The 24,987-nt window shown below is 39.4% G+C and carries 13 protein-coding genes; 1 reads left to right on the top strand and 12 read right to left on the bottom strand.

Features of this window, described 5'->3' with window-relative positions; genetic code table 11:
* Positions 1-9: 9 nt before the first annotated feature.
* From ACFSR6_RS20910 to ACFSR6_RS20950, 9 genes are all read right to left on the bottom strand, one after another.
* On the bottom strand, positions 10-1,704 hold the full coding sequence (locus ACFSR6_RS20910) for a SusD/RagB family nutrient-binding outer membrane lipoprotein (protein WP_379082599.1): 1,695 nt from the start codon (positions 1,702-1,704) through the stop codon (positions 10-12).
* A gap of 11 nt (positions 1,705-1,715) precedes the next feature.
* A complete protein-coding gene (locus ACFSR6_RS20915) occupies positions 1,716-4,826 on the bottom strand; it encodes a SusC/RagA family TonB-linked outer membrane protein (RefSeq protein WP_379082602.1) in 3,111 nt (1,036 codons plus the stop codon).
* A gap of 411 nt (positions 4,827-5,237) precedes the next feature.
* The gene (locus tag ACFSR6_RS20920) at positions 5,238-5,714 is read right to left on the bottom strand and encodes a lipid-binding protein (RefSeq protein WP_379082604.1); all 477 of its coding nucleotides are present in this window, start codon (positions 5,712-5,714) and stop codon (positions 5,238-5,240) included.
* 11 nt (positions 5,715-5,725) lie between these two features.
* On the bottom strand, positions 5,726-6,379 hold the full coding sequence (locus ACFSR6_RS20925) for an immunoglobulin-like domain-containing protein (RefSeq protein WP_379082606.1): 654 nt from the start codon (positions 6,377-6,379) through the stop codon (positions 5,726-5,728).
* A gap of 18 nt (positions 6,380-6,397) precedes the next feature.
* Entirely contained in the window at positions 6,398-7,867 is a 1,470-nt protein-coding gene (locus ACFSR6_RS20930; protein ID WP_379082608.1) for a SusD/RagB family nutrient-binding outer membrane lipoprotein, read from the bottom strand.
* An 11-nt stretch (positions 7,868-7,878) separates the two neighbouring features.
* A complete protein-coding gene (locus tag ACFSR6_RS20935) occupies positions 7,879-11,049 on the bottom strand; it encodes a SusC/RagA family TonB-linked outer membrane protein (protein ID WP_379082610.1) in 3,171 nt (1,056 codons plus the stop codon).
* Positions 11,050-11,248: 199 nt separating this feature from the next.
* A complete protein-coding gene (locus tag ACFSR6_RS20940) occupies positions 11,249-13,738 on the bottom strand; it encodes a M14 family metallopeptidase (protein WP_379082612.1) in 2,490 nt (829 codons plus the stop codon).
* 153 nt (positions 13,739-13,891) lie between these two features.
* A complete protein-coding gene (locus ACFSR6_RS20945) occupies positions 13,892-15,310 on the bottom strand; it encodes a SusD/RagB family nutrient-binding outer membrane lipoprotein (protein ID WP_379082614.1) in 1,419 nt (472 codons plus the stop codon).
* A 10-nt stretch (positions 15,311-15,320) separates the two neighbouring features.
* Complete coding sequence (locus ACFSR6_RS20950; RefSeq protein ID WP_379082617.1) at positions 15,321-18,368, bottom strand: SusC/RagA family TonB-linked outer membrane protein; 3,048 nt, start codon at positions 18,366-18,368, stop codon at positions 15,321-15,323.
* A gap of 179 nt (positions 18,369-18,547) precedes the next feature.
* Here ACFSR6_RS20950 and ACFSR6_RS20955 point away from each other — a divergent pair, with 179 nt between their 5' ends.
* The gene (locus tag ACFSR6_RS20955) at positions 18,548-19,849 is read left to right on the top strand and encodes a UDP-N-acetylmuramoyl-tripeptide--D-alanyl-D-alanine ligase (protein WP_379082619.1); all 1,302 of its coding nucleotides are present in this window, start codon (positions 18,548-18,550) and stop codon (positions 19,847-19,849) included.
* A 125-nt stretch (positions 19,850-19,974) separates the two neighbouring features.
* Here ACFSR6_RS20955 and ACFSR6_RS20960 read toward each other — a convergent pair whose 3' ends face one another.
* From ACFSR6_RS20960 to ACFSR6_RS20970, 3 genes are all read right to left on the bottom strand, one after another.
* Positions 19,975-22,833, bottom strand: coding sequence for a TonB-dependent receptor (locus ACFSR6_RS20960; RefSeq protein WP_379082621.1), 2,859 nt, complete (start codon positions 22,831-22,833; stop codon positions 19,975-19,977).
* 165 nt (positions 22,834-22,998) lie between these two features.
* Positions 22,999-23,490 (bottom strand): gliding motility lipoprotein GldH, encoded by a 492-nt coding sequence (locus tag ACFSR6_RS20965; RefSeq protein ID WP_379082623.1) that lies wholly within the window; start codon positions 23,488-23,490, stop codon positions 22,999-23,001.
* Entirely contained in the window at positions 23,459-24,985 is a 1,527-nt protein-coding gene (locus tag ACFSR6_RS20970) for a PSP1 domain-containing protein (RefSeq protein ID WP_379082625.1), read from the bottom strand. The genes ACFSR6_RS20965 and ACFSR6_RS20970 overlap by 32 nt, the downstream gene beginning before the upstream one ends.
* Positions 24,986-24,987 lie beyond the last annotated feature (2 nt).

Here is a 24,987-nt window from a genome sequence, read left to right on the forward strand (position 1 = left end):
ATATTGTTACTATTTGGCATACCAGATTTTAGTCGTGTACGGACTAACTCCTTTAGGTACATTCTCAGAGTTAACTTGAAACTCCACCGCAGGATAAAGGATTCTAGTTGGTAATTTATCTGCAGCTGGTGCACCTGATTTAAGTGAAGCGAAAGTAGCGGTAGCAGATGTAGATCCAGCAGATATTCTTGGATAACCTGTTCTTCTGTACTCGTTAAAACCTTCTTCGCTGTTGATCAAGTTTACTGCGATATACTTTTGTGTAATAATTGCTTCTAATTTATCTGCATCGCTAAGCGCTAATGGCCAGTTAACAAGCGCACTTGTAGCATTAGCAGTTTTATAGTTATCTTTTAATGTCGCTGCAGGGGTTGTATTGAAATAAACATTGGCAGCATTTTTATATAAATAATTATACGAAGCAGTAATTCCGTTTTCGAACAATGTCTGTCCACTTGCGTTTAATGCAGGCAAGATATTTACTGTTGCCAGAGATGCTTCTGCCTGTAGGAAGTAAGATTCTGAGGCTAACATTAATACAGTACCCATTGATGCGCCTTTTAGTACACCGCCCACATCTGCTGCAGCGTTTGCTGTAGTACCTGTAGGTCTTGATGATCTACCTACTCCAGAATACCAGTAAGATCCATTCTGACTACGTTTAACAGGCTCCGTATCAAAACCTAATTGATTTGAAGAAGGTCCTGTGAATGTGATTGTATTACCATTGATAGATTGTGAAACGCTTGTACCAAAAGATGCGTAAACCGCAGTACCACGAACATTATCGCTTAATTTTGTTCCGTTATAAAAAGAAACAATCCACGGGGTTGGTAAGCTAGACAATCCGCTACCAGTAGCTGTACCGTTGATGTCCCAAGCATAGGTTGACCATCTAGGGTTAAATTGGCTTGCTGTAGAAGCTGAGTAACCTGGCTGAACAATTACATCATCATTTACATAATCACTTGTTGTTGTAGGCAATGAAGCAATAGATGATGAAACAAATGATGATAAAGCGGCTACATTTCTAGCGCGTACTATCATTTTTAATTTGATTGTATTTGCAAATTGTTTCCATTTAACAAGATTTGCTGTTGCACTTCCACCAAATAATGGGTCTTGTGCTGCTGTTACGGCAGTGGTTACATTGGTAACAGGAGCTGTATTCATAATTGCGATAGCGTTATTTAGCTCAGAGAAACAAGCTGTATATACACTGGCATAGTTATCGTACTTTGGACTAAGATTATTTAAGCCTTTACCTGCATCAGAATAAGGTACATCACCATATTGATCTACAAGTTTTGTATACAGGAAACTTTTCATGATACGGGCCATCGCATTGTAATATTTTAATGGACCGTCTGCAGTTGTGTTATTAATTACAAAGTTCAGCTGATTTATACCTGAAAAGGTATCAGAAAATATACCAGCATAATCACCTGTTGTAAAGTTGTAGGTCCAAACAGTTCCCCAACCGCCATAACCACCTGCGTTTGCTTTATAACCACCTGTCCATGCACCAAAGTTATCGTAAGAATTCATTGCCGATGCAGAAGTAACTATTGCCTGCGGCAAAACAAGATTAGGGGTTGCTGATGTTGGGCTATTTGGATTTGTGTTTACATCAAGGAATTTTTTACAAGACGAGCCTGATAAAATTATTGTTCCAAGAATAAATATTTTAAATAATTTTCTCATGTTTTTTTCTATTAGAATGTTACCGAAACTGAACCACCGAAGAAACGGGTAGGAGGCGTTTGACTTAAAGTGTTGATACCAATAGCATTATTTCCTAAGATATAATCTGGATCTGTATAGATATTTTCCTTTGGAACAAACAAGAACAAGTTTCTTCCCTGAGCAGCAACATTGATTCCTTTAATCACTTTCATGTTACCTAACCATTGTTTAGGAAGATCCCATGATAAGCTTATCTCGCGAATTTTCCAGTATGCACCATTATAAGTGTAGTTAGATGCAATTCCTCTATTATAGGCAGCTGATGGCCAGAACCCTGCACCACCGTCTCTAACTGTAATATTTGTATTGGCAACATATTGGTTTGTAACAGGATCTAAATATGAAGAATTTGGGAACACAAAACGCTCTCTATTGTAGGTAACCGTTCTTTCTCCTGAACCAGAAAAATCGAAACTATCACCAGCACTTGATGAGTTAGCAATATAACCACCTCTGTATTCAGCAACAGCAGCCAATCTTACTGATTTATATTTAACAGCAAGGTTAACTCCTAAAATGTGCTTAGGACTTGTATTACCTAAAATAACACCAGATTCTGTAGCAGAAGGGTAACCTGTTCTAGGATCAACAATAACACGGCCCTGAGGATCACGTTTATAGTCTGTACCTCTCAACATTGGATAAGTTTGTCCGGCTTCTGCAACAACCTGAGCATTGCCACCAGTCGATAAGTTTAATCGTGTTACCGCATCACTGATAGATTTTACTTTATTATCATAGTAACTGTAGTTTAGCCCAACTGAAGCTTCCCAGTTTGTATTGCGGAAAGCAACAACATTTAACGTATTCTCCGATCCAAAGTTGGTTACTTCACCTGTATTGGTTAAGTAAGTAGAGAAACCTGAAGCTGAAGAAATACTAACAGGAACAATTTGGTCAGTAGTGCTTGTATAATATAATGTACTGCTTAAGCTAATCCTATTGTCCCAGAACTCTGCATCAATACCACCTTCAACACCTTGAGTTTTTTCAGGTTTTAAATTAGGATTAACAGTTTGGGTACCTATTGCGTAACCTGGGTTATTATTATATGGATAACCACCAGTTTGACCAAAAGTAGTTAACAATTGATAAGCCCCTAAGTTTACGTTACCCACAGTAGTATAACCAGCTCTGAATTTCAATACATTTAAGAATTTATTGTCTTTTAAAGCGTCAATCGCATTAGTAGCAATAAATGATGCATCTACTGAAGGGTAGAATAAAGATCTGTTTGCTGTTGGTAATGTAGAGAACCAATCATTACGTGCAGTTGCGTGTAAGTACAAGTAATCCTTGAAACTCAACCTCATGTCTGCATATACAGCTTGTTGACGTACAGTAGAGTTACTCTCAGAACCTGTAATATTTGCTGCTGTCCTGGCCGCAATGTTAAATAAGCCTTGGAAAGTTAAACCCGAAGCAGCAACACCGATACTTTTCGCAGTGTTGTTTCTTAAACTAGCACCTAGAGTTAAATCCAATAACAGATCTTTTGTTAACTTCTTATTAACGTTAGTTTGAAATTCAGTTAATAATTGATTCGAAAATGATTCTCCATCAGAAACGCTACCTGCAATATCATTATTTTTTAATGATGACAATCCTAATCCTTTAGTGTAAGCAGATCTCACAAATTTATCAACCCAGTTTTTGTTTGATGCATTTTGTGTAGTAATGTTTACACGATATAAAAATCTTAGCCAGTTTAAAGGTTTGTATTTTAAATCAACATTACCCGTCAAATAATCATTTCTTACATTCTGACGCTGACTGTCTATAGTATAATAAGGGTTTTGGTAATAAGCATTATAATATCCATCTGGATTAGCAAATGGATTATTCTGCCAATCTTTATAATCTGTTACAACGATGTTACCTGGAGTTTGCATCAACTGATCATAAATACTTGAAGTCGCTGTGGTAATGTTATACCTGTTTTGAACATAATTTGCATTAAACGACATGCTTACTCCTTTACCAAAATCTCTATCTCCGTTTAAGCGCAAAGTAAAACGGTTAAAGGCATCTTTAGGAGTTGTTCCTGCTGCATCTAAATATTGAGCAGATAAGAATGTTAACGATTTTTCGTCACCGGTAGACATTGAGAAATCTGTCATGTTCGTAACACCAGTATCCCAAAACTTATATTTTGAATCATTATAAGCATATGGTACAGTTTGGATGGCTCCATTTTCCAATGGATCACCTATTACACGAGGCAAACCATCAAATGCCGGACCATACTGTTGGTTTTCATGGGCAGTATAGATCTGTAAATCAGAATCTGCACCAGATCCGAATCTATTCTGCAATTTAGGATAAAAACTTACCCATTCTGCATTGGTCGTCTGTCCGATTTTGTAACTAGTAGAACCCCTCTTACCTTTTTTAGTTGTGATGATTAAAGCTCCGTTTGAAGCCTCAGAGCCGTAAAGTGCAGCTGCACCACCACCATTCAGCACTTGTAAATCCTCAATATCATCAGGATTAAGATTTCCTAAGATACTACTTGGAACAATAACATTATCGACAACAACCAACGCCTGGTTATTACCCAATAATGAACGGTTACCACGTAATACTAAGCGATAAGAAGGATTAACACCACTTCCTACAACATTTAATTGCAAACCTGCAACTTTACCAGTTAACGCAGCAGCAACATTCGTTGGTTTTGCTTGTGTTAATTGCTCTGCCTTAACTGTTGTTGATGCTGTACCTAACTGTGCTTTTGTAGCTGTTAAACCTCCGGCGGTAACTACAACCTCGTTTAACGATTTAGCATCTGATTCTAAAGCTACCGAAATTTTGGCTGAAGTAATTGCAATTTCCTTAGTTGCATACCCTAAGTAAGAAAATACTAGAGTTTTTCCATTTGATGGTACCTTTAGCGTGAATTTTCCGTCGCCACTTGTTTGAGTACCAAAGCTTGGCGCTTCTTTAATTTTAACAGATACACCCGGAATTGGTAGTCCATCTTCCTGTGCTGTAACCGTTCCAGTAACCGTTCTTTCTTGAGCGAAGGCAGAAAATGCGCACAGCACAAGAATGAACAAACTTTGTAGAAGTTTTTTCATGAAATTTAAGTTAGTTAATGATTAGTTTATTTGACGTGCTAAATATAAAATAGTTAAACAATAGTTTAACAAAATTTAACAAATCAAAATTCTTTATGACCTTGTTGTGACAATAAATTTGTATTATTAAAAAGACTATTTTATTGAATAATCAAGAATATGTGGAATATTTTGGACATTTTATACTTAAAGCTATGCATATGACTAAAAAAATAGTTTAACAAGAATTAAAAAAATCATGCCAAAATTTTGCCGTTCTTGAAACATCTATAATCACATTTCTTCAAAATGTAATAATTTAACACTTGTCCCGGCAGAAAAGTTAATTAAGTTCAAACCGTTCCTCTATTCATAAAATAACAAAGCCCTCCGAAATTGTTCGGAAGGCTTTATTATCATTTTTGCTAGGCTTTAATGATCGTCACCAACAAATTTGGTTCTGTGATATCCTTTTAGGTGATAAACTGTTCCAGGATCATCAGAAAATTCCACATCGAGGGTAATGGCATCTGTTACCGCTTTTGACGACGGCCCAACAGCGCCATTCGGGGTTATTTTACCATTGGTTACGGTAAAGGTTAGTCCACCTGCGTAAGTACCTGCATTTACAATTTTTTGGCCGGTAAAGGTTTTGCTATTTACGTTTACTTTACCAAAAACTGTGTTGCTTGAATTTCCCCAGAAGTTGGTAAGGTTCAGCCACATCTGGGTTGATGAGTTATCAGCAGTATTATATGTAGAAATTCCATAGTAATCGCCGGTACCATCAATCTGTACCCACCATTCACCCGACAGGTCCTGCACAGCTGTGCCACCTACAGGTTCTTCCTTTTTACAAGCAGAAATGCTTAAGATAAAAAGTGTTAGTATATAAAAATATTTTTTCATTGTTCTATTATTTATTGTTTAACAAAGGTTCTTACAGCAGTACCATAGCCTGGGTTTTCAACAGCCCACGAATAGTTACCTGTAATTAGATCTTTACTTTCTGTATTTGATCCCCAGGGGCCACTATCGGTATTTTGTTGTGGAATATCAATTACACTACCCGTAGGATTGATTGCAATTACGTTAACCGTAGTTCCCGTTGCTGCACCGCCAGGATTATTAACCAGATAAGCACCAGGAGCAAGCTTTGTCCACTTTGAAATGGCTCCGGTAGCCGCCCGAAGGTAATTGCCAGAAAAATCGTTAGCTAAAGCATCAGCTTTGGTATCATATACCACAACGGATCTTGTTGCTGTTGCAGAAAAACCATCAGTATTTGTAGCCGAATAGGTAATTAAATATACCCCTGCCGTAGCGGTATTGGGTAAACCTGTAGTTTTTACTTCAATAGTACTCGTTCCGGCTACCGCGGTTGCTCCGGCATCAGTATAGGTTGCACCTTTTGCTACAGCCACATACTTATCGCCCTTCATCGTTAATACTGGAAACACTGTTATCTTAGAAATACCGACATAGCCTTCCGGATAATCAAACGATTGTTTCTTGCAAGAGCTATAAACCAAGCTTATAACCCCTAATATGATTATTGTTAAATATCTTTTCATCTCTTTATCAATTAAATGTTATTTACCCCACCAAACTTTAGTTGTAATTGGCACCTCAGCAGGTGTATTACTATTCCTATCCCTTGATGATGCCGGGAAAACCAAACGCTTAGGAAACAAACCAGAAGTAACACCATTTTTAGAGTATACCCATTGTCCAGGAATGTAACTTGCATCAGTTGAATATACTGCGCTTGTTTTAGGATACCCTGTACGTTCCTGCTCGAAAAAGCCCTCTAAACTATGTGATCCAGCAAATGAAGCCCATTTTTGAACGATAATCTTTTCTAATTTCTGGTCAAAGGTTCCGGTATAAACCAAATAGGCTGCAGGAACAGAAGTGGTGGCCAACCCAACTTGCGTAAAGGCCGCACGCACACCATTCTGGTACATTGCTTGAGCCCCTGTTCCGCCGTAGTAGCGCTCAAGAGCCTCTGCTTGCATCAGATAAGATTCAGCGGCAGAGATGAACCACACCGGGTCTTTAGCCGTTTGTGCAAAAACAGTAGCACTAGCATAAGTTGGCTGTTGGGTAGCTGTAGCCGTATAATCGCCCTGATTCATCGGGGTAGGATTAGATGTTCCAAAATAATAATTAACCCTTGGGTCGTTATTAGTCGTTAACCAAGAAGTAAATGTTTTACTTGCTCTTAAGTTAGTGGTAGTATTTAAACGACGAATGTTGTATTCATAAAATGGATTACTGTTATCTGGTGTTCCCTCAAACGTGGCAAAACCTGCATTCGTGGTTAAGAAGTTTGCTCCGTCAGTATACAATTTAGTAATACCCGCCTGTGCTTCTGCAGGTTTTGCATTCACCATCCTTAGATACATTTTTAATTTCAAGGTGTTAGCAAACTTGGTCCAAAGGCTCATATCGCCGCCAAAAAGAAAATCAGTTTTTTTCTGATCGCTACTTAAAGCAACACTGGTGTAATCTTTAGCTAGTGCGTCATTAATTTCAGCAAGTAAACCTACATAAATGGTATAACCATCGTCAAATTTAGGCTGTAAATTATCTACACCTTTTAGTGCCTCGGTATATGGAACTTTGTCATACAAGTCAACCAATACCTGGTATGTATAGGCTTTCATTACCGTAGCCATCAGGTTATAACGCCAATCGCTCTTAGCTTTAGCCAGGTTGATGGCCAATTGATAATCAGCAAGTGCTCCGGAAAACAGTTCATTGTAACTACCATTAAAATCGTTGCGGGTTAATGCATACGAATCAATGGTTTTGTACTGGTTTGAAGCATTTGCCTGCGTATAATACTGCGACCAAATACCACCCAGAATGGTTAAATCGCCGCCAACACGCCCTGCCGTAGAAGCTACAGCCGATGGGAACAATACCTCGGGTGTAGTGGTTTCTATTAAGGGGTTATTTGGACTTACATTGATATCTAATGTTTTCTTACATCCAAAAGCAAGGAACACCATTGCTGAAAACATCAGCGCTTTATATTTTATATAATTATTTTTCATTGCGAGATAGATTAAAATGAAACTTTTAACGATGCACCAAAGAACCTAACCGGAGGTGCAGTTCTAAACTCACCAAATTCACTTCCTAAATCATTTCCGAAGTTTGAAACTTCCGGATCGATTGTATTATTGTTTTTCGCTAACCAGGTTACCAAGTTTCTTCCAAACACAGAAATACTTGCTTTTTGAGCACCTATTTTGCCAACAACAGATTTTGGAAGACTGTAACTTAAAGTTGCCTCTCTTAATTTTAGGAAAGAGCGATCTAAAATACGATTGGCATAAGCATCTGCCTTGTTCGAAGTGTGGTAGTAGAAGTCATCAATATTGGCTTCTGTTATTGGTGTAGTGTTTTCTACGTAAGTACCATCTGCCAGTTTTTGTACTGAGTTAGGCACAATAAAAGGACGACGATCGTTATAAGTTGTTTTGGCATCAGCTCCCACAAAATTTAACAAATCAGCAGTTCCTGAATAAAAAACACCGCCTTTATGCCAATCCAACGTAAATGAAAGTGAAAAGTTCTTATAACGGAACTGGTTGTTTAAACCCATTACAAAATCCGGAACGGTTGTACCAAAACTTACGTTTTCAGATGAATATACAGGATAGCCATTTGAGTCTACAATCACCTTGCCGGTTGGGCTGTAAGTACGGGTAGGTGCTTCTATAATACCCAATGGCTGACCTACACGCGCAACAAACTGTGCATCATAGGCTGAATTTAAAACTACCTTGTCTAATCCCGCTGGCAATTCGGTTACTTTACTGTTCTCTTTTGTGAATGTGTAATTCAAAGCCCAGTCAATATCAGTCGTTTTTATTGGTTTAATATTGACTGCAATTTCTACTCCCTTATTACGAACCGAACCAAAATTTACAATGTACGACGAGTAACCTGTTGCAGGATCAATAGGCAATGGAATAATCTGATCCTTTCTTAATTTGTTGTAGTAAGTTGCGTCGATACCGATGCGGTCTTGTAAAAATCTGATCTCAGCACCTAACTCTACCTCTTTAACACGCTCCGGTTTAAAGTTATTGCTGTTTAACTGATTAGAAATCGAATAACCCGGAACACCAAAAATAGGGAAAGTTAAGGTACCGAAGCCCAATGGAACTGATGTTCGGGTAGCACTGTTAAATACGCGATAAGGATCTGTATCACTACCCGTTTCACCGTAACTTGCTCTTAATTTTAAGAAACTGATTGGTGTTTTACTGAAATCTATTGCCTGCGAAGCAATGAATGCCAAACTTGACGCTGGATAAAAATAGCTGTTATTATCTTGTGGTAAGGTTGATGACCAGTCATTTCTACCTGTTACGGTTAAATACAAATATTTATTGTAGCCCAGGGTTGCTGAGGCATAAGCACCAAACAAACGACGGTGCGACTCTGCGCTTGTTGAGGTTGGTTTATTTGCCGAGTTATTGATCTGATAAAAACCTGGGATTGCTAAATCCTCAATACCGGTTGTTAAAACTCTCGATCCACGATCGTTGTAGTTAACACCGATTAATCCATCTAAATCAAAGTGATCATTAAACACCTTGTTAAAAAGCGCGTTTAATTTTGAATCGTACTCAAAGGTTTTCACCGATCCGTCAATTACATCTCCTGCATCAGCAGCCCTTGAAGATCCTTCAATATTTCCTCCTGCATTATAACTACCAGGGCTAGGTGCATTTTTGTTGTGCCATATTTTGCTAATCGCATTATCAACATCCGCACCTTGCTGGAATTGGAAACTTAACCAGTTGGTTGCTTTATAGTTTAAATTAATATTTCCATACACACGATCACTTTTATATCTACTCCCATTTTCGTAAATAGAGTAGTAAGGGTTTTCAGCATATGGTGTAAAATAATTATCTACGTTAAAGAACTTGTTTTTGTAATCCCGAAGGTCTTTAATCGGAATATCTCCAGGGATCTGAAGAATATCTTCGTAAAACGAAGAACCAATACCTGAATTGGCACCACCCTGATTGATAAACTTAGTTGTTTTACCTACGTAGTTTAAAGAGGCATCGGCAGAGAAGTTACCATACTTAGTCGATCCCTTTAAGGTAAAGTTATTTCTTTTATAAGAATCGTTATCAGAGGGTAGGTAACCATTACTGTAAATATTACCATAAGAAAAATAGGCTGTGCTATTCTCGTTACCACCGCTTAAAGCAATGTTGTTGTTTAACTCAATACCAGTTGTTAAGGCATCCCTTACATTGTTCTTAATAAATGAATAAGGTTTTAACAATTGTGAATTATCTACGATAGCACCCCATGACCTTAACTGCCCATCATATTTCGGGCCCCAGTTACCGTTTTCAGAAGGGATATAAGTGCCGTCCCAACCTTGACCAAACTGATCTTGAAGTTTGTAAATAGAAGCAACATTGGTTAAAGTAGTTGACGTAGAAAGATCAACTTTTAATTTACCGGCGGCTCCTTTTTTAGTGGTTACGATTAAAACACCGTTCGATCCTCTCGAGCCATATAAAGCCGTTGCAGCCGATCCTTTTAAGATACTGATGCTCTCGATGTTATTCGGATCAATATCGTTGGCATTATTACCAAAATCGTAGTTATTATCAGAACCTGCGGTTGAGTTATCTAAAGGCACACCATCTATAACGTATAAAGGCTGATTACTGCCTGTTATTGATGAAAACCCTCTTAAAATAACTTTTGTCGATCCACCTGGTGCGCCAGAGGTGTTGGATATGTTTACCCCGGCCACTTTACCCTGCAAACCACCAAATAAACTTGCTGGTGCTGAAGCATTCACCTCAGCCGATTTTAACGTACTTTGAGAGTAGCCTAAAGTTTTAGTGGCCTTGTTAACACCCAATGCGGTAACAACTACCTCACCCAGGGCTTTTGAATCGGTAGTTAAAATCACGTTGATCACATTTGAGCTGCCAATTGGCTTGGTTTGACTTGCAAAACCAATTGATGAAAATTCAAGTGCTTTGGCATCAGCGGAAACTTTAATGGAGAATTTTCCATTTGAATCGGTGGAGGTACCCCCAGCGGCTCCCTGAATTTTTACGCTTACTCCAGGAATCGGCAGTTTGTCATCTGCAGACGTAACTGTTCCTGTGATTGTTCGCTCCTGTGCCATTGCGTTTACCGCAATAAACAGTAGGATGAACAAACTCTGTAGAAGTTTTTTCATAGTAGAAGTATGTTAGTTAATGTGTATAAATAATATGCTAAAGTAGAGTTAGTTATACCTTTAAGCAAATTATTTTTAACGTTTTTTAACTAAACCTGTCCTAAATGCCTCCTAAGGCCTTTTTTGAAGCGCAGTTTTTTTGCTGATAAAAACCCCTTAACTAAAAAAACAGTAGTCACGATTGATTTTAACATCCCTGTTAATACCCACAAAAGATTACATTTCCGAATAAGGTTTTTCCACTCTCCCAGAAATTCCTAAAAAGCGGATCGCTGGCTAAATAAACTACCTGGCCACGGCCAAAATCCTGTACGCCAATTAAAAGACCGGCTTTAAGTTCTTCCCTGGCTTTTTTGCCTACTATACCGGCCATTAAGCTTTTATCGTTAATTAATCCCACGTTCCAGCCTTTAACAAAAGGCTCATAAATCTTCCTGTCTGTTTTTAAAGTGTAGTAAAATTTACCCAGTCCGTATGAGAAAGGGTGTGTAGCATCCAGGTTGATCTTGTAAATGGCTCCCGGTATGGTGGTTTCGAAATCATCTTTATCCTTATCTTTAAATAGTAGTTTGTTCGCTTCAGGCTTCTCGTCTTTTTTTACCGCAACTTCTTTCTTTTTAATATCAAATCCTTTTTTCTCGATTACACTTTCTATGGCATCTTCCATTAAGATCAACCTTCCCCCTTTATTTAGCCATGCAGTTAAGCCATCACCTATAAAAGCACTGTAAGTTCCATCAGGTAAAATCAAGGTGTTTACTTTATTAATATCCAGGTTATTAAGATCTTTGGCATTAATAATACTCGGCGAAAGATTTAAATCGTGCTCAAGAAAGAACCAGGCTTCGCCAAAAGCGAGGGAAGAAACCTCCATACCAGATACTATAGCGATTTTTGGTTGTTTTAATAAGGGATAAACATTAGATCCGAAGTCCTTACCTTTTTCTACAAAACCACTGCTTACTGCCTGAATAGGTTTATCAAACATTTTTGTAATAAAGGCAATTTTATCGTTCATCCCCTTTATTGTTTTTTCATTTTCAGCCCGTAATACAATAAGCGTTCCTGCGGGGTAATCTTTCCCGTTTACCGAGAATGGCTGATCGGCCTGCCTTACTTTTATATTTTCCTTTTGTAGCGCCGTTAAAACCTGAGCGTCTTCTCTTGTTCCCCAGCTAAACAGCCATGCCAGGGGTTTCTCGACTACAGTATTGATTATTTTAGGCTCATCAATCGCCGGAAATTTACCTCTGATGCTTTCTTTACTGGCATAACCTTTTAATCCGTAAACGTAGGGTAGGGCCCAGGCCGTAATATCATACGTATTAGAGTCGGTTACGAAAGTTTGGGGCTCTAATAAAACATTAGCCAAAACTGCCCTAGGCTGCTGAATATTAACAATTAAATCGTTACGGGAGATGCTGAAATTTTCTTCTTTTTGCGTATCATAATCATAACCTCTTCCCGTTTTATCCCCACCAAAGGCAAACTCGATTTTATTTTTGGTTAACAGTTCAGCCAATTTCTTTAACCGGGATAGATTAGTTGCTTTTATAACGTAACTTTTATAAATGCCCGGACTATTGGCTAACTCTTGCTGAAAATACTTTTTATATTCTTCCAGTAATTTCTGATGGTTTAAGGAGGTTATTTCAAGGGTCGACATCCCTGTTGTAAAGTGATGTGCAATGCGGTCTTTTAACGTTAAGGTATCACCATCGTTGGTTACGACCGATAATCCGGCCCTGATACCGCCCTGCTCGTAAGTCATCCCGATTGATCCGTTATATAAAGGATAAGTATCGCCATAAGAAGGGTAAAGCAGGTCGAAACGTTCTTTGGTAAAATATTGCCAGCCTTCGGCATCAAAATATTTGGCATTGTTTTTACCCACAACTACCTGAAAACTTTTTTGCCAAGGGGTAATATCCTGGTGAACAGGTTCTGCTGCCGGTGCAAAATAGTATGGCTCATTATAGCTTTGCTCATGAAAATCTACATGTACCTGGGGCATCCATTGGTTATACAGGGCTAACCGTTGCTGGCTTTCAACCTGGGTTTGCCAGGCCCAGTCGCGGTTTAAGTCGAAATAATAATGATTTGGTCTACCGCCTGGCCATGGCTCTATATGTTCTCTTGACAGCGGATCAGAATTTGGTGTTTTACCCACTACGCTATTAAAATAATTAACATAACGGTCTCTTCCATCCGGGTTTAAGCAGGGATCAATTATCACCACTGTATTTTTTAACCACTCGGTAGCTGGTTTATTCGAGCCTGACACCAAAGTATAAAGCATTTTCATGGCAGTTTCAGTTGAGTTTGCCTCATTGCCATGTACATTATAGCTTAACCAAAGTATAGCAGGTTGATTTGCTAAATCGATACTATTGTTCGTACCTGTTGCCAAAACTAAATTATTACTTCTGATCTGTTCCAGTTTGGCGATGTTTTCAGGCGAAGAAACAACTGCTACCATTAATGGCCTGCCCTCATTGGTTTTACCATATTCTATAAGCTTTGTGTTCGTTGCGGAAGCCGCAGCGGTTTGCCTGAAATAATCGGCTACTTTGTGGTGAGGGGTAAAGTGCGAACCGAGGGAGTAACCTAAAAACTGATCAGGGGTTTGTATTTGGGCAAAACTGCTTATACTAATGAATAGAGCAACGTAAAACAGGTGGTATTTCATGAAAATTAATAGTTTAATCAATAATACATAAAATAAATTTTATTTGAAGCAGTGATTTTATATCATTTTTGTGGTTAATCCCCACATAAGCAAATCTTGAAAAAAAAAGGCAACCCAAAAAATGGATTGCCTCTAAAAAAGATCAAAAAAGGTTTAATTCGCCCACCAAACCTTAGCAGAGGTCGCAATACTTTGCTGTGGCTGGGGATTTGAAGTAATTTCTTGCGAAGGATAAGGAAAACGCTGTGGAATATAAGGTTTAAAGGCATTTTGAACCACAGATAAGGCAGGGTACCCTGTTCTCCGCCAATCGTTATACACTTCAAGGGATAAGAAATCGGCAACATATTTCTCACCTATAATGGTTTTTAAAGGAACCGACGGATCAAGTGTGGCATGAGCAGCAAGATAAACAGCCTTATCCGCAGCCGCAACCTTCAACAGATCCATGTGTGCTCCAATGGCACTATTATATATCGGCGTTGCTGCAGCAGCTCCTGATTTATAAAGCGTAGCCTCTGCTTTAATAAATAATGCTTCGGCATAGGTAGCCAAGAATACAGGTGCTGCTGATCCACCGCCATTCCCATCAATATATCCGCCATAAAATGTTCCTACAGTAGCATAAATGCTTGGGTCTGTGGCTGCAGTGGTACCGCTAGTTCTTCCTATATAATCATTGCCAGAACCTGGGTTTGCCAAAACTGGTAATCTTGGGTCATTATTTGCTTTTAAAATATTAACCAGATAAGAAGACAAAACAACGCCACCAGCGCCCGGCAAGGTATTTTGATACCATGGATTCTCTGCTTTTGCCGTTCCAGCGTAAGTGATGGAAGCATTATCTGCATTTGAAGTGAAACCATTCTGAAGTGCTGCAAGTGCCAAATCAGCTTGGGTAGCTGCATTATAGCCCGCCGCCTTGCTTAAACGTAAATAATATCTGGCCTTAAGTGTGTAAGCAAATTTCTTCCAGGCAGCTAGATTCCCGCCATAAATAAAATCGTCAGAACCAATAGCCTTTCCAGATGATGTAGTGCTTAGTTTAGCAATAGCCTCATCAAGTGTACTTTGAATAACCTTATAAATACTTTCTTGAGAATCGTATGTTGGTTTTGTTCCATTCAACGCCTGAAATGCCTGTGAGTATGGAATGTCGCCCCATAAATCGGTGCATACAGCCAAGTTATAAGCCAGCAATACTTTACCAACACCCGAATAAGCAGTATTGCCTTTCTGATCTGCATTACTGATCAGTTTGCGTAAATTGTAAAAGATGGCAGGATAAAGATCGAAGCTCCAGGTATTGTTTACATCTGTTGGTGTAATGCGATAGGTATCAATATTAGGCGATTCTTGATTTAGTGCCAGCTGCTGTGTCCAATAAGCTGTGGTAACGGATGGATAACCGGCGGCAATTTGCGTTGTAGTATAAAGCTCAATTGGAGACAAAATTAAAGATTCCTGCACCGTAGTAGGGTTATTGGGATCCTGATTGATATCCAAGAATTTTTTACATCCTGTAAAAGAAAGCAGCAATACAGTAGCTATTGAATAATATATAATTTTCATGTTTTCTAGATTAAAAGGTTGCTTTTATTGCAAAATTATAACTCCTGTTTGTTGGGGTAACAAAATTGGTAAAACTAGCACCATTACCAGTTCCATACAAACTTACCTCTGGATCTGAACCCGTATAATGTGGCGCATAAATCCATAAGTTTCTTCCGGTGGCGGCTATACTTAATCCTTTAAATGGCGTTCTTTTTAAAAGCGATGGATTAAAATTATAAGATAAGGTTACCTGCCTTAACTTATAATAAGTACCATCTTCAACACCGGTTTCATCTACCGCACTCTCGTTATTTTGATAATACGCTTGATCAAGCTTGGCAACGGTTGTATTTACCTTGCCATCACTCTCTCTAATCCCGTCGAAGATTTTAGTTGCTGTTCTGTCTTCGGTCTTTTTGGTAGTACCATAAAAATCTAAATAATGGCCATCTAAATTATATACGTCGCCACCATAGCGCACATCAAATACAGCCGACAAGCTAAATGACTTATAAGTAAAGCTAGTGGTTAAACCGGCATTCCACTTCGGCGTGGTGTTTCCGATTACGCCAAGCTGATCATCAATAATCGGATAGCCATTATCATCGATCAATAATTTACCATCGCTATTCCTTTTATACCTTGAACCATATATTACCCCGTAAGGCTGGTTTTTATAGGCAAAAATACCCGGGTTTGTAAAGCCGGCAAACTGTATGTTTTCCAGGCCCTGACCAATTTCTGTAACCTCATTCTTAATTTTAGAGAAGTTAAGACCAATATTCCAGGTAATATCTTTGGTTTTAACAGGTGTACCGTTCAAGATTAATTCTATACCTTTATTGTACATGCTTGCCGCATTTATGGTGGCTGCATTAAAACCTGATGAAGGTGTAATCGGAGTTGTAGTGATTAAATCGACACTTTTCTTATCAAAATAGGTGGCTTCTAAACTCAACCGGCTTCTGAACATCTTTAATTCTATTCCAGTTTCAAACTCTTTTAATCCCTCATTTTTAAGATTTGGATCGCCATAAGTGTTGGTAAGCAAAAATCCATTTTGGCCTTGATAAGGAAACTCTATATTTGAAATTACAGGGTGCAGGTATGTAGTGCTTAGCGCATATGGACCCACATTATCGTTACCTACATAAGAATAGGATAGTCTGATTTTACCGAAATTTAATATGGCATTATCCTCAAGATGGAGGGGCTCGGTAAAAATAAAGGCGGCCGATGCCGAACCATAAGGATAATAGTTTTTATCCTGGCTCAGAACCGAAGTACCGTCATAACGCCCCGTTAAAGATAAAGAGACCATCCTTTTATATTCAGTTGTTAGCTGCGCGTAGTACCCAACCTTTCTTTTCGTATAATTGTTTATAGAAGATATTTGAGTAGAAGCATTATTAATGTTGTAAAAATCATTAACTGATAAGCCTATCCCTTTATCAAATACAATCCGCTGAGAGTTGCTCAGAATGTTGTTACCAACAAGTATGCTACCAAACCAATCTTCATTAAAATTCTTTTTCGCCTCTACAATAACATCATTGTTAAACTGTTTGTAGTTTATTTCGCGATTATACACTTTACCGTCAGCAGATTCTCCACCTACTATACCTGGTGCTTCATGGTAGTTACTGCCATCATTATAAATATCAGCCCCGCCACGTTCGGTTATGGTTAACCAAGGCAATGGGTTATAACTAACCGTAAGTACCGGTAAAAAGCGATTAACAACCGAAACAAACTTGGTATTATCTACCAACCAGTATGGATTATTTCTGGCCGCCCGGTATACCCGCTGAGAACCGTCAGGATTTGTTGTAGGGAATGGATTCCATGATATAGGGGCTGCATACACCGTCCAATACGGGCTGGCCAATCCGTTACCTTCTGCCAAACGATCGTTTACCGAATTAACATAGTTAAACTGACCGGTAAGTGTAATGTCTTTTGTAACTTTATTCGAAAACTTGGTAAACAATGAATGTCTTCCAAAATCTGTAGATGGCACCGTTCCATTCGTTTTTAAATAGGAATAGGAAACCAGGTAAGTAGAATTATCTGTTGCACCATTTACAGCCAGGGTATTATCCGTTGTAAAACCTGTTTTGAAAAATTCTTTCCTGGGATCGTGCTTCTGTACAGGCTGACCATTTACCATTAAACCATCAATTGGCGGACCCCATGAAGATGAACTTAACTGACCATTGTTTCCATCAACGTAAACACCATGGCTACCCTGGGCGTACTTATCCTGAAACTCAGGTAAAATAGGATTGTCAAAGGTCACACCGGAGCTTAAGGTTACAGAAGGCTTTCCCTTTCCTGTTTTAGTGGTGATAATTACAACACCTCTAGCAGCCGCTGCGCCATACAATGCACTTGCTGCAGCCCCTTTTAATATCGTTACGCTTTCAATTATGTTCGGATCAATATCAATAGCACGATTGGATGTTCCTCCCGCACTTAAAGCCCCATCAGGATTACCTGCTTCTGAATTATCAATCGGTACACCATCCAAAATAAAAAGTGCCCCATTTTCTCCTGTTAAGGAAGTATTTCCCCGAATTACAATTTTTGAAGAACCTCCGGCTGCACCACTTGAATTGGTAATCTGCACACCAGCAACCTTACCTGCCAGGGCATTCACCAGGTTATTTTCTTTTGCGTCAACCAGTGCACCTCCACTAACCTCCTGTGTAGAGTAGGTCAGTGTGCGTTTCTCTCTTTTTATGCCCAAAGCCGTAACAACCACATCGCCTAAAATCTTAGAGTCGGTAACCAGCACGGCATTAATTACATTAGAAGTACCAATGTTAATGGTTTGTGTGGAAAATCCGATTGATGAAAATTGTAAGCTCTTTGCCGATGACGAAATTTTCACAGAAAACTTCCCATCTGCACCAGTTGATACACCTGCATTGGTACCAATTACCTTGATACTTACCCCGGGAATTGGAGCGCCATCTTCTTTAGCGATAACCGTCCCTGTAATGGTTCTCTCTTGTGCCATCGCGATAGAGGCAAATAGCAACAGGGTGAACAAACTTTGTAGTAGTTTCTTCATGATATGAATTAGTTTAGTTAATAATGATCGAAAAGCGATGCGAAAAACAAGCGCATTTTCTTAATAAACAATGAATGTAGAGCCTTTCTCAAGGAAATTCATGAAGAAATAGTGAAGATTGGAAAAAGAGTGTTTTATTTGAGCCCGATTCGTAATTTTACCTTCGCAATTCATTTGAAATGACAAATACAGAAACCCTTTATCAGCATTACTTAAAGCACAACATTATTTCTACCGATACCAGGAACATTATTCCGGGTTGCATCTTTTTTGCCCTTAAGGGAGACCTTTTCAATGCAAATGAATTTGCTGCCCAGGCCATAGAGAAAGGTGCAGCCTATGCGGTAATCGACGAAGAAAAATACGCCCAAAACGATAAATGCTTATTGGTAAGGGATGTTTTGAGCACTTTACAGGATCTGGCACGCCATCACCGCAAACAACTCAATATCCCGGTGATCGGTTTAACCGGCAGTAACGGAAAAACCACAAGTAAAGAACTGGTAAATGCTGTACTGGCCGAACGTTATAAAACTTTTGCCACGTTTGGCAATTTAAACAACCACATTGGTGTTCCTTTATCCATATTATCCATCACAAATGAAGTGGAGGTTGCCGTAATTGAAATGGGAGCCAACCACCAAAAAGAGATAGAACTGCTCTGTACCATTGCCCAGCCTACACATGGCATTATTACCAATGTAGGAATGGCACATTTAGATGGTTTTGGTGGTTTTGAAGGTGTAAAAAAAGGCAAGGCAGAACTTTACGCTTACCTTAAACAGACCAATGGATACACCTTTATAAATAGAGATAACCCTAATTTACTCGAAATGAGCATTGCCGCAGGCTTAAACAAGCTCATTTATTATGGAACAGAAAATGGTAATACCATAAAAGGCGCGCTAAAAAGCAGCGATCCTTTTATTGAAGTAGACTGGACCAACCATGATGTTTCTTCTTCTGTTAAAACCAATTTAACCGGCAGCTATAATTTTGAAAATATCCTTGCTGCAATCTGCATCGGAGATTTTTTCGACATGAGCCCTGAAGAAATTAATACGGGTTTATCCAACTATCAGCCAAAAAACAACCGGTCGCAGCTCACAAAAACAGAAAAAAATACTGTCATCTGCGATTTCTATAATGCCAATCCCAGTAGCATGGCGGCAGCCCTGAAAAACATCGCCGTGCTATCGGCCGATAAAAAAACCGCTATTTTGGGCGATATGTTCGAATTAGGACCAGAATCCCGTAATCAGCACGAACTCATTGTAAAACAAGCGAATGAAAGTCATTTAGACCAACTCATTTTTATCGGGAAGGATTTCTATGCATTTAAAGACGATTTTGATGGCATATTTTTCGAAACTCCTGCAGAGGCTGCGTCTTACCTACAGGAAAACCAGGTTCATGATCATTTAGTATTGCTAAAAGGATCGAGGGGAATGAAACTGGAAAGTTTATTACAGTATTTGTAGCTTCGAGTCTCTTGACTTAAAATGAATTAAGCCCCAGGTATACTTAATCCCGATATAAATGATGCACACAGATACAAAATCCATATTTATCTGTGTGCATCTGGTGGCTAAAAAGCTTAACAGAATTAAAAAGTACAGGCAATTTTGCCATACACATACCTGCCATTAAAACCAAACTGGCTAACAGCCCTCGAATACAGGAACCGACCATTTGAAGTATTGTCCAATCCGCCAGAATAATTACTGCTGGCATTACCACTGAAGTTATTTTCATTGTTACGCGGATCGATATATAATCTATCGGGATATATATCAAAAATATTATTGGCACCCACAGTTACCGACCAGGTTTTGCTAGCGGCGTAACTTACAGACAGATCAGTTATCCATTTCGGGGCAAAAATCTGATCTAACTGGACAGGCAAACCATTTGAAGGTATATTAGGGTCGATAGCATTTAAATAAGTAACCTCTCCGAAACGCACTGTTCTTGCCACGAATGATAATTTACTCACATTATAGGTTGCGGTAATATTCAATTTATTTTTTGGCACAGAACTTTCGAAACGGGAGCGTTCCAAACGATCGAATAATTTCGCCTTCAAACTTGGGTCACTTTCAATTTTATCAGACCCCTGTATACTTCTCACCACGGTTTTGTTTAAATTTCCGGCAACACTCAAAATTAAGTTGCTTTTTACGCCCAGATTGAACCTGTTTGTTAAAACCACATCTATTCCGGCAGTATTGGTATTAATGGCATTAGTAAAAAACTGCACACTGTTAATCTGTGCCGATGGATCTACTGTATTTAAAATCTGATTCACCACACCAGTCGGAACCAAAACGCCACCAGAACGTTCGCGAGCATACTGGCTCGAGAATACAATACGGTCTCTGATATCAATGTTATAAGCATCGATGGTAAAAGTAAAGGTTTGGGCAATTTTACCGGCCAAACCTAAACTTCCTGATTTAGAAATTTCAGGTTTTAATGCTCCAACACCAAATTGGGCAACAATAGGATTTGCATTATTTACCGTTAAAACCTGCGTGGCATTGGTACCCACAAACTGCGTGCTTTCATTATTAAAATATTGTTGGTGTAAAGATGGTGCCCTAAACCCGGTGGCATAAGCCCCCCGTAAGGCAACATCACCAAAAAGTTTAACCTTACCCGTAAACTTGTAAGAAAAGTTCGAACCAAAATCGCTGTAATTTTCATATCTGCCCGCAGCCCCCAGCGTTACCCTCGGCCCAAATTCAGCTTCAAAATCGGCATAGGCGCCAACATTGTGCCTCGATTTATCGAGTGCATTACTCGGCTTAAAACCTGGAAATACCTGTGCACCTGATGCAGTAGGGGAGGTCCCGATCAACCTTCCGCCATTTGAATAGGATAAAAGCTCACCTTCTTTGATCTGATAGTTATCAATCCTAAATTCTCCGCCAAAGGCAGCATTTAATGAAGTTAAAAATCCGCCATCAAAAGCGAATTTTCGGTTTAAATCGAGGTTGCTGGTATTTTGTCTGAAAAGCAATTCCCCGGCGTAAAATGAAGTCGGGCTTGTTCCGGTGGGTAGAGAAGCATTAACCGTGTGATCGATATTAAATTTAATGGTATTTTCTCCACTTGTGTTGCTCAGGTCATAATCCCAGGTTCCTAGTTTACCTCTTAAACCGGCAGAAAATGAATAATCATTGATTTTAGTATCTATAAATGGTAAAAATCCGTTAGGGTAGATCGACAAATCTATCTGGGTGGTCTGCGTTGGCAGGCGATAAAACCCCGCTGCACTGCCCGTTTTATGGGTAAAACCTGCTGCATAATACAGCTGGGTGGTTTTTCCAAAATTAAACTGCCCATTTAAAAATCCGCCCCCGTTTTTAGAGTCGGAATTACCTACACGCATGTTGTTTCTATCTAAACCATTGGCAGCAGCCCTGGCATCGTCAGCAGCTTTCAAACTGGCAAAACGGACCTGAAAGGCGGCTTCCGTTTCTGTCGCACCTTTAGTTGGGCTTGCCGAATACAATAACGGGCGGGTATCTAAACCGCCCCGGTTGGTATAACCACGTTGAAGATACTGGGCTGCAAAATTGATAAAACCTTTATCGTTTTTAAATGCCCAGCCCTTGCTAAAATCAAACTGAAAAGTCCGGCCATCGCTAAAATCGCGCCCCAGGGTACTTGAAGAAGATTGACCAAAGGAAGTGGAGAAACTGTATGGTGTTACTTTCTTTAACACAATGTTGATCACTCCTGCAATGGCATCAGAACCATATTGCGCGGCAGCACCATCGCGTAGTACCTCAATGCGTTCGATTGCCGAAACCGGAATGGAATTTAAATCAGTTCCAACAGAACCTCGACCAAAAGTACCATTAATGTTTACCAACGCGGTAGTATGCCGGCGTTTTCCGTTTACCAGCACTAAAACCTGATCTGGCCCTAAACCACGTAAAGATGCCGGATCAATGTGATCCGTTCCATCCGAAACCGTTTGCCGGTTAGAGCTAAAAGAAGGTGCCACAAAGTTTAAAATCTGTGTTAAATCTGTCTGAGCAAATACTTTAACATCTTTTGCAGAAATCAAATCAACAGGAACCACACTTTCGATATTCGTTCTCGGCGTTGACCTTGACCCCACCACCACTACATCACTTAATAATTCTTTGGTATCCTGCAGCGCGAAATCCATTGTTTTTACGGTATTGTCAATCTGAACAGCTACCTCCGAAGTTTGGTAACCGGTAAAAGAAATCCGGATTTTATAAGCTCCGGCTGAAGGAAATTTTAAAGCATAGAGTCCGTTTCCATCTGAAGATGTCCCAATTTTTGAGCCAACCACCTGAACCGTAGCGCCTGGTATTGCCAGGCCGGCCGAATCAGTAACTTTACCTTTTAAGCCCTGCGCAAATAACTGGGCTGAGGTTAGAATAAGGAGAATAACGAGGGTGTTTTTGAATAAAATTCTTATCATAGTTTATAGGTTTATAAACAATAATAACAAATTTATTACACATTTTCACATCATAACAACCTGAAAAAGAGCAAAATATAAATAAATACGCTTTTTCTGTAAACAATTAAAGACAAAAAACTCAAATAATGCGAAAATTAACCTGCAAACAGAAAAATAAACAAATTATTGAGCCAAATCAACCAAAACACCTACATCACTCACTTCCAAAAGTGGATTATCGCGCATATTCTGCTCAATTTCGATCTCAAATTTGCCATTATGAGGAAAATGATAGTTGGTAAGCATGGGTAAAGTATAACTGAATACATTTCCAGAGCCGCTACCCAGCCATTCGCCATCATTTTTAGCCAACTTATATTGATAACGCCGTGTTACCATCTTTTTGCCATCTTTAAAATGGGCCAGGATAAATATGTTGGCATATTTATAATCAGCAGTATGCCTTAACTTAAAATAAATATTGTAGGCTTTGGTATTATCCTTAATTTCAAACGGTGCCAAAATATGGTTACGGTAGGTCCACCTGCGGTTGGCAATTCCTATATTACTATCAATTATGCTGGATGTACAGCCAGTAAATAGCAAAGTAATGAATAAAAAACCGATCAAAAATACTTGTCTTTTATTCAGCTGCAGGTTTATTTTCTGAACCATTGTTATTGTTTCGGCGGTTATTGTTTTTCCTACGGTTATTTCTGCTTTTATTTTTGCCCTGTTCTGGTTTTTCACCCTGCACTACATTTCCCTCCGCTTTAACAACTGGTTTTTGCCCCTGGTGCTGCGGTTGTTGCTTGGGTTTATTGTTTTGAGGTTTTGGTCCATTAACATGGGCAGGTTTTGGCACGGCTTGCTGCTGACCTTTAGGTGCTACAGTATTTTGTTGCTGTTTCTGCTGCTGCTTTCCGCCCTGTTGCTTCTGACCGCCCTGCTGCTGCTGTCTGTTATTATTATGCTGGCCATTTTTCTCGCCTGCAGATGCTCTATCGCGATTGTTTTTCTGGCTATTGCGATTATTTTTCTGATTATTACGGTTGTTTTTACCGCGCGAACGCTCGTCCAAACGGGTTAAACTATCCTGACCAACCACGTTTTCGTAATCGAAAGATTTTTCAACCACTAACGGAGCAGCAACCTGAATGGCATCTTCTTTAAGGTTTGGCGCTTTTTTACCAGCCTTATTCATGGCCATGATTTCTTTAACACGTGCAGCTTTCACCGGGATCCAGTTTTCATCACCCTGGTAGCTAAACCACATTACTTTTTTAAAAATGTCGGTTTTTTGGTGACGTGCATAACCTGCCTCAGTATCTAAATTTTCGATTTTATCCGGAATATCTTTCAGGGCATCTAAATAGGTATCGAGCTCATAGTTCAGGCAACATTTCAATTTACCGCATTGCCCGGCAAGTTTCAAAGTATTTAGTGATAAGTTTTGATAACGTGCCGCAGCCGTAGATACGGTTTTGAAATTGGTTAACCAGGTAGAGCAGCATAACTCGCGGCCACAAGAGCCGATTCCGCCCAAACGACCAGCTTCCTGGCGCATCCCGATCTGCCGCATTTCGATCCTGATCCGGAAACTCTCGGCCATTTTTTTGATCAGTTCGCGGAAATCTACACGTCCGTCAGCAGTATAAAAGAAAGTGGCTTTGGTTTTATCGGCCTGGTAATCCACGTCGCTTATTTTCATTTGCAAACGTAAATCCAATGCCAGTTTTCGGGCTTTGTGCATGGTTTCCCATTCCATCCCTTTGGCAGCATTCCATTTTTCTACGTCAGCTTCAGTAGCTTTACGGTAGATTTTTTTGGTTACCTGATCAAGCGTTGTTTTACGGCGTTTCATCTGGATCCTTACCAGTTCGCCCGTAAGCGAAACATGACCAACATCAAAACCACCCGTTGGCCCCTCAACAGCAACAAGTTCCCCGATTTCGAGATAAATGTTATCGTTATTCAGGAAAAACTCTTTACGTGAGCCTTTAAATTTGATTTCGGTAACCTGAAAAGGTTTATAATTAGAAGGCATATCCAAATTAGATAGCCAATCGTGAACTTCCATTGTTTGGCAACCACCGGTGCCGCATGAGCCATTACTTTTGCATCCATTAGGGGTGCAACCACCACCTGTTGAACAACTTCCACATCCCATAA

Origin of the sequence: Pedobacter vanadiisoli, assembly GCF_042684385.1 — a bacterium.
GTDB lineage: Bacteria > Bacteroidota > Bacteroidia > Sphingobacteriales > Sphingobacteriaceae > Pedobacter > Pedobacter vanadiisoli.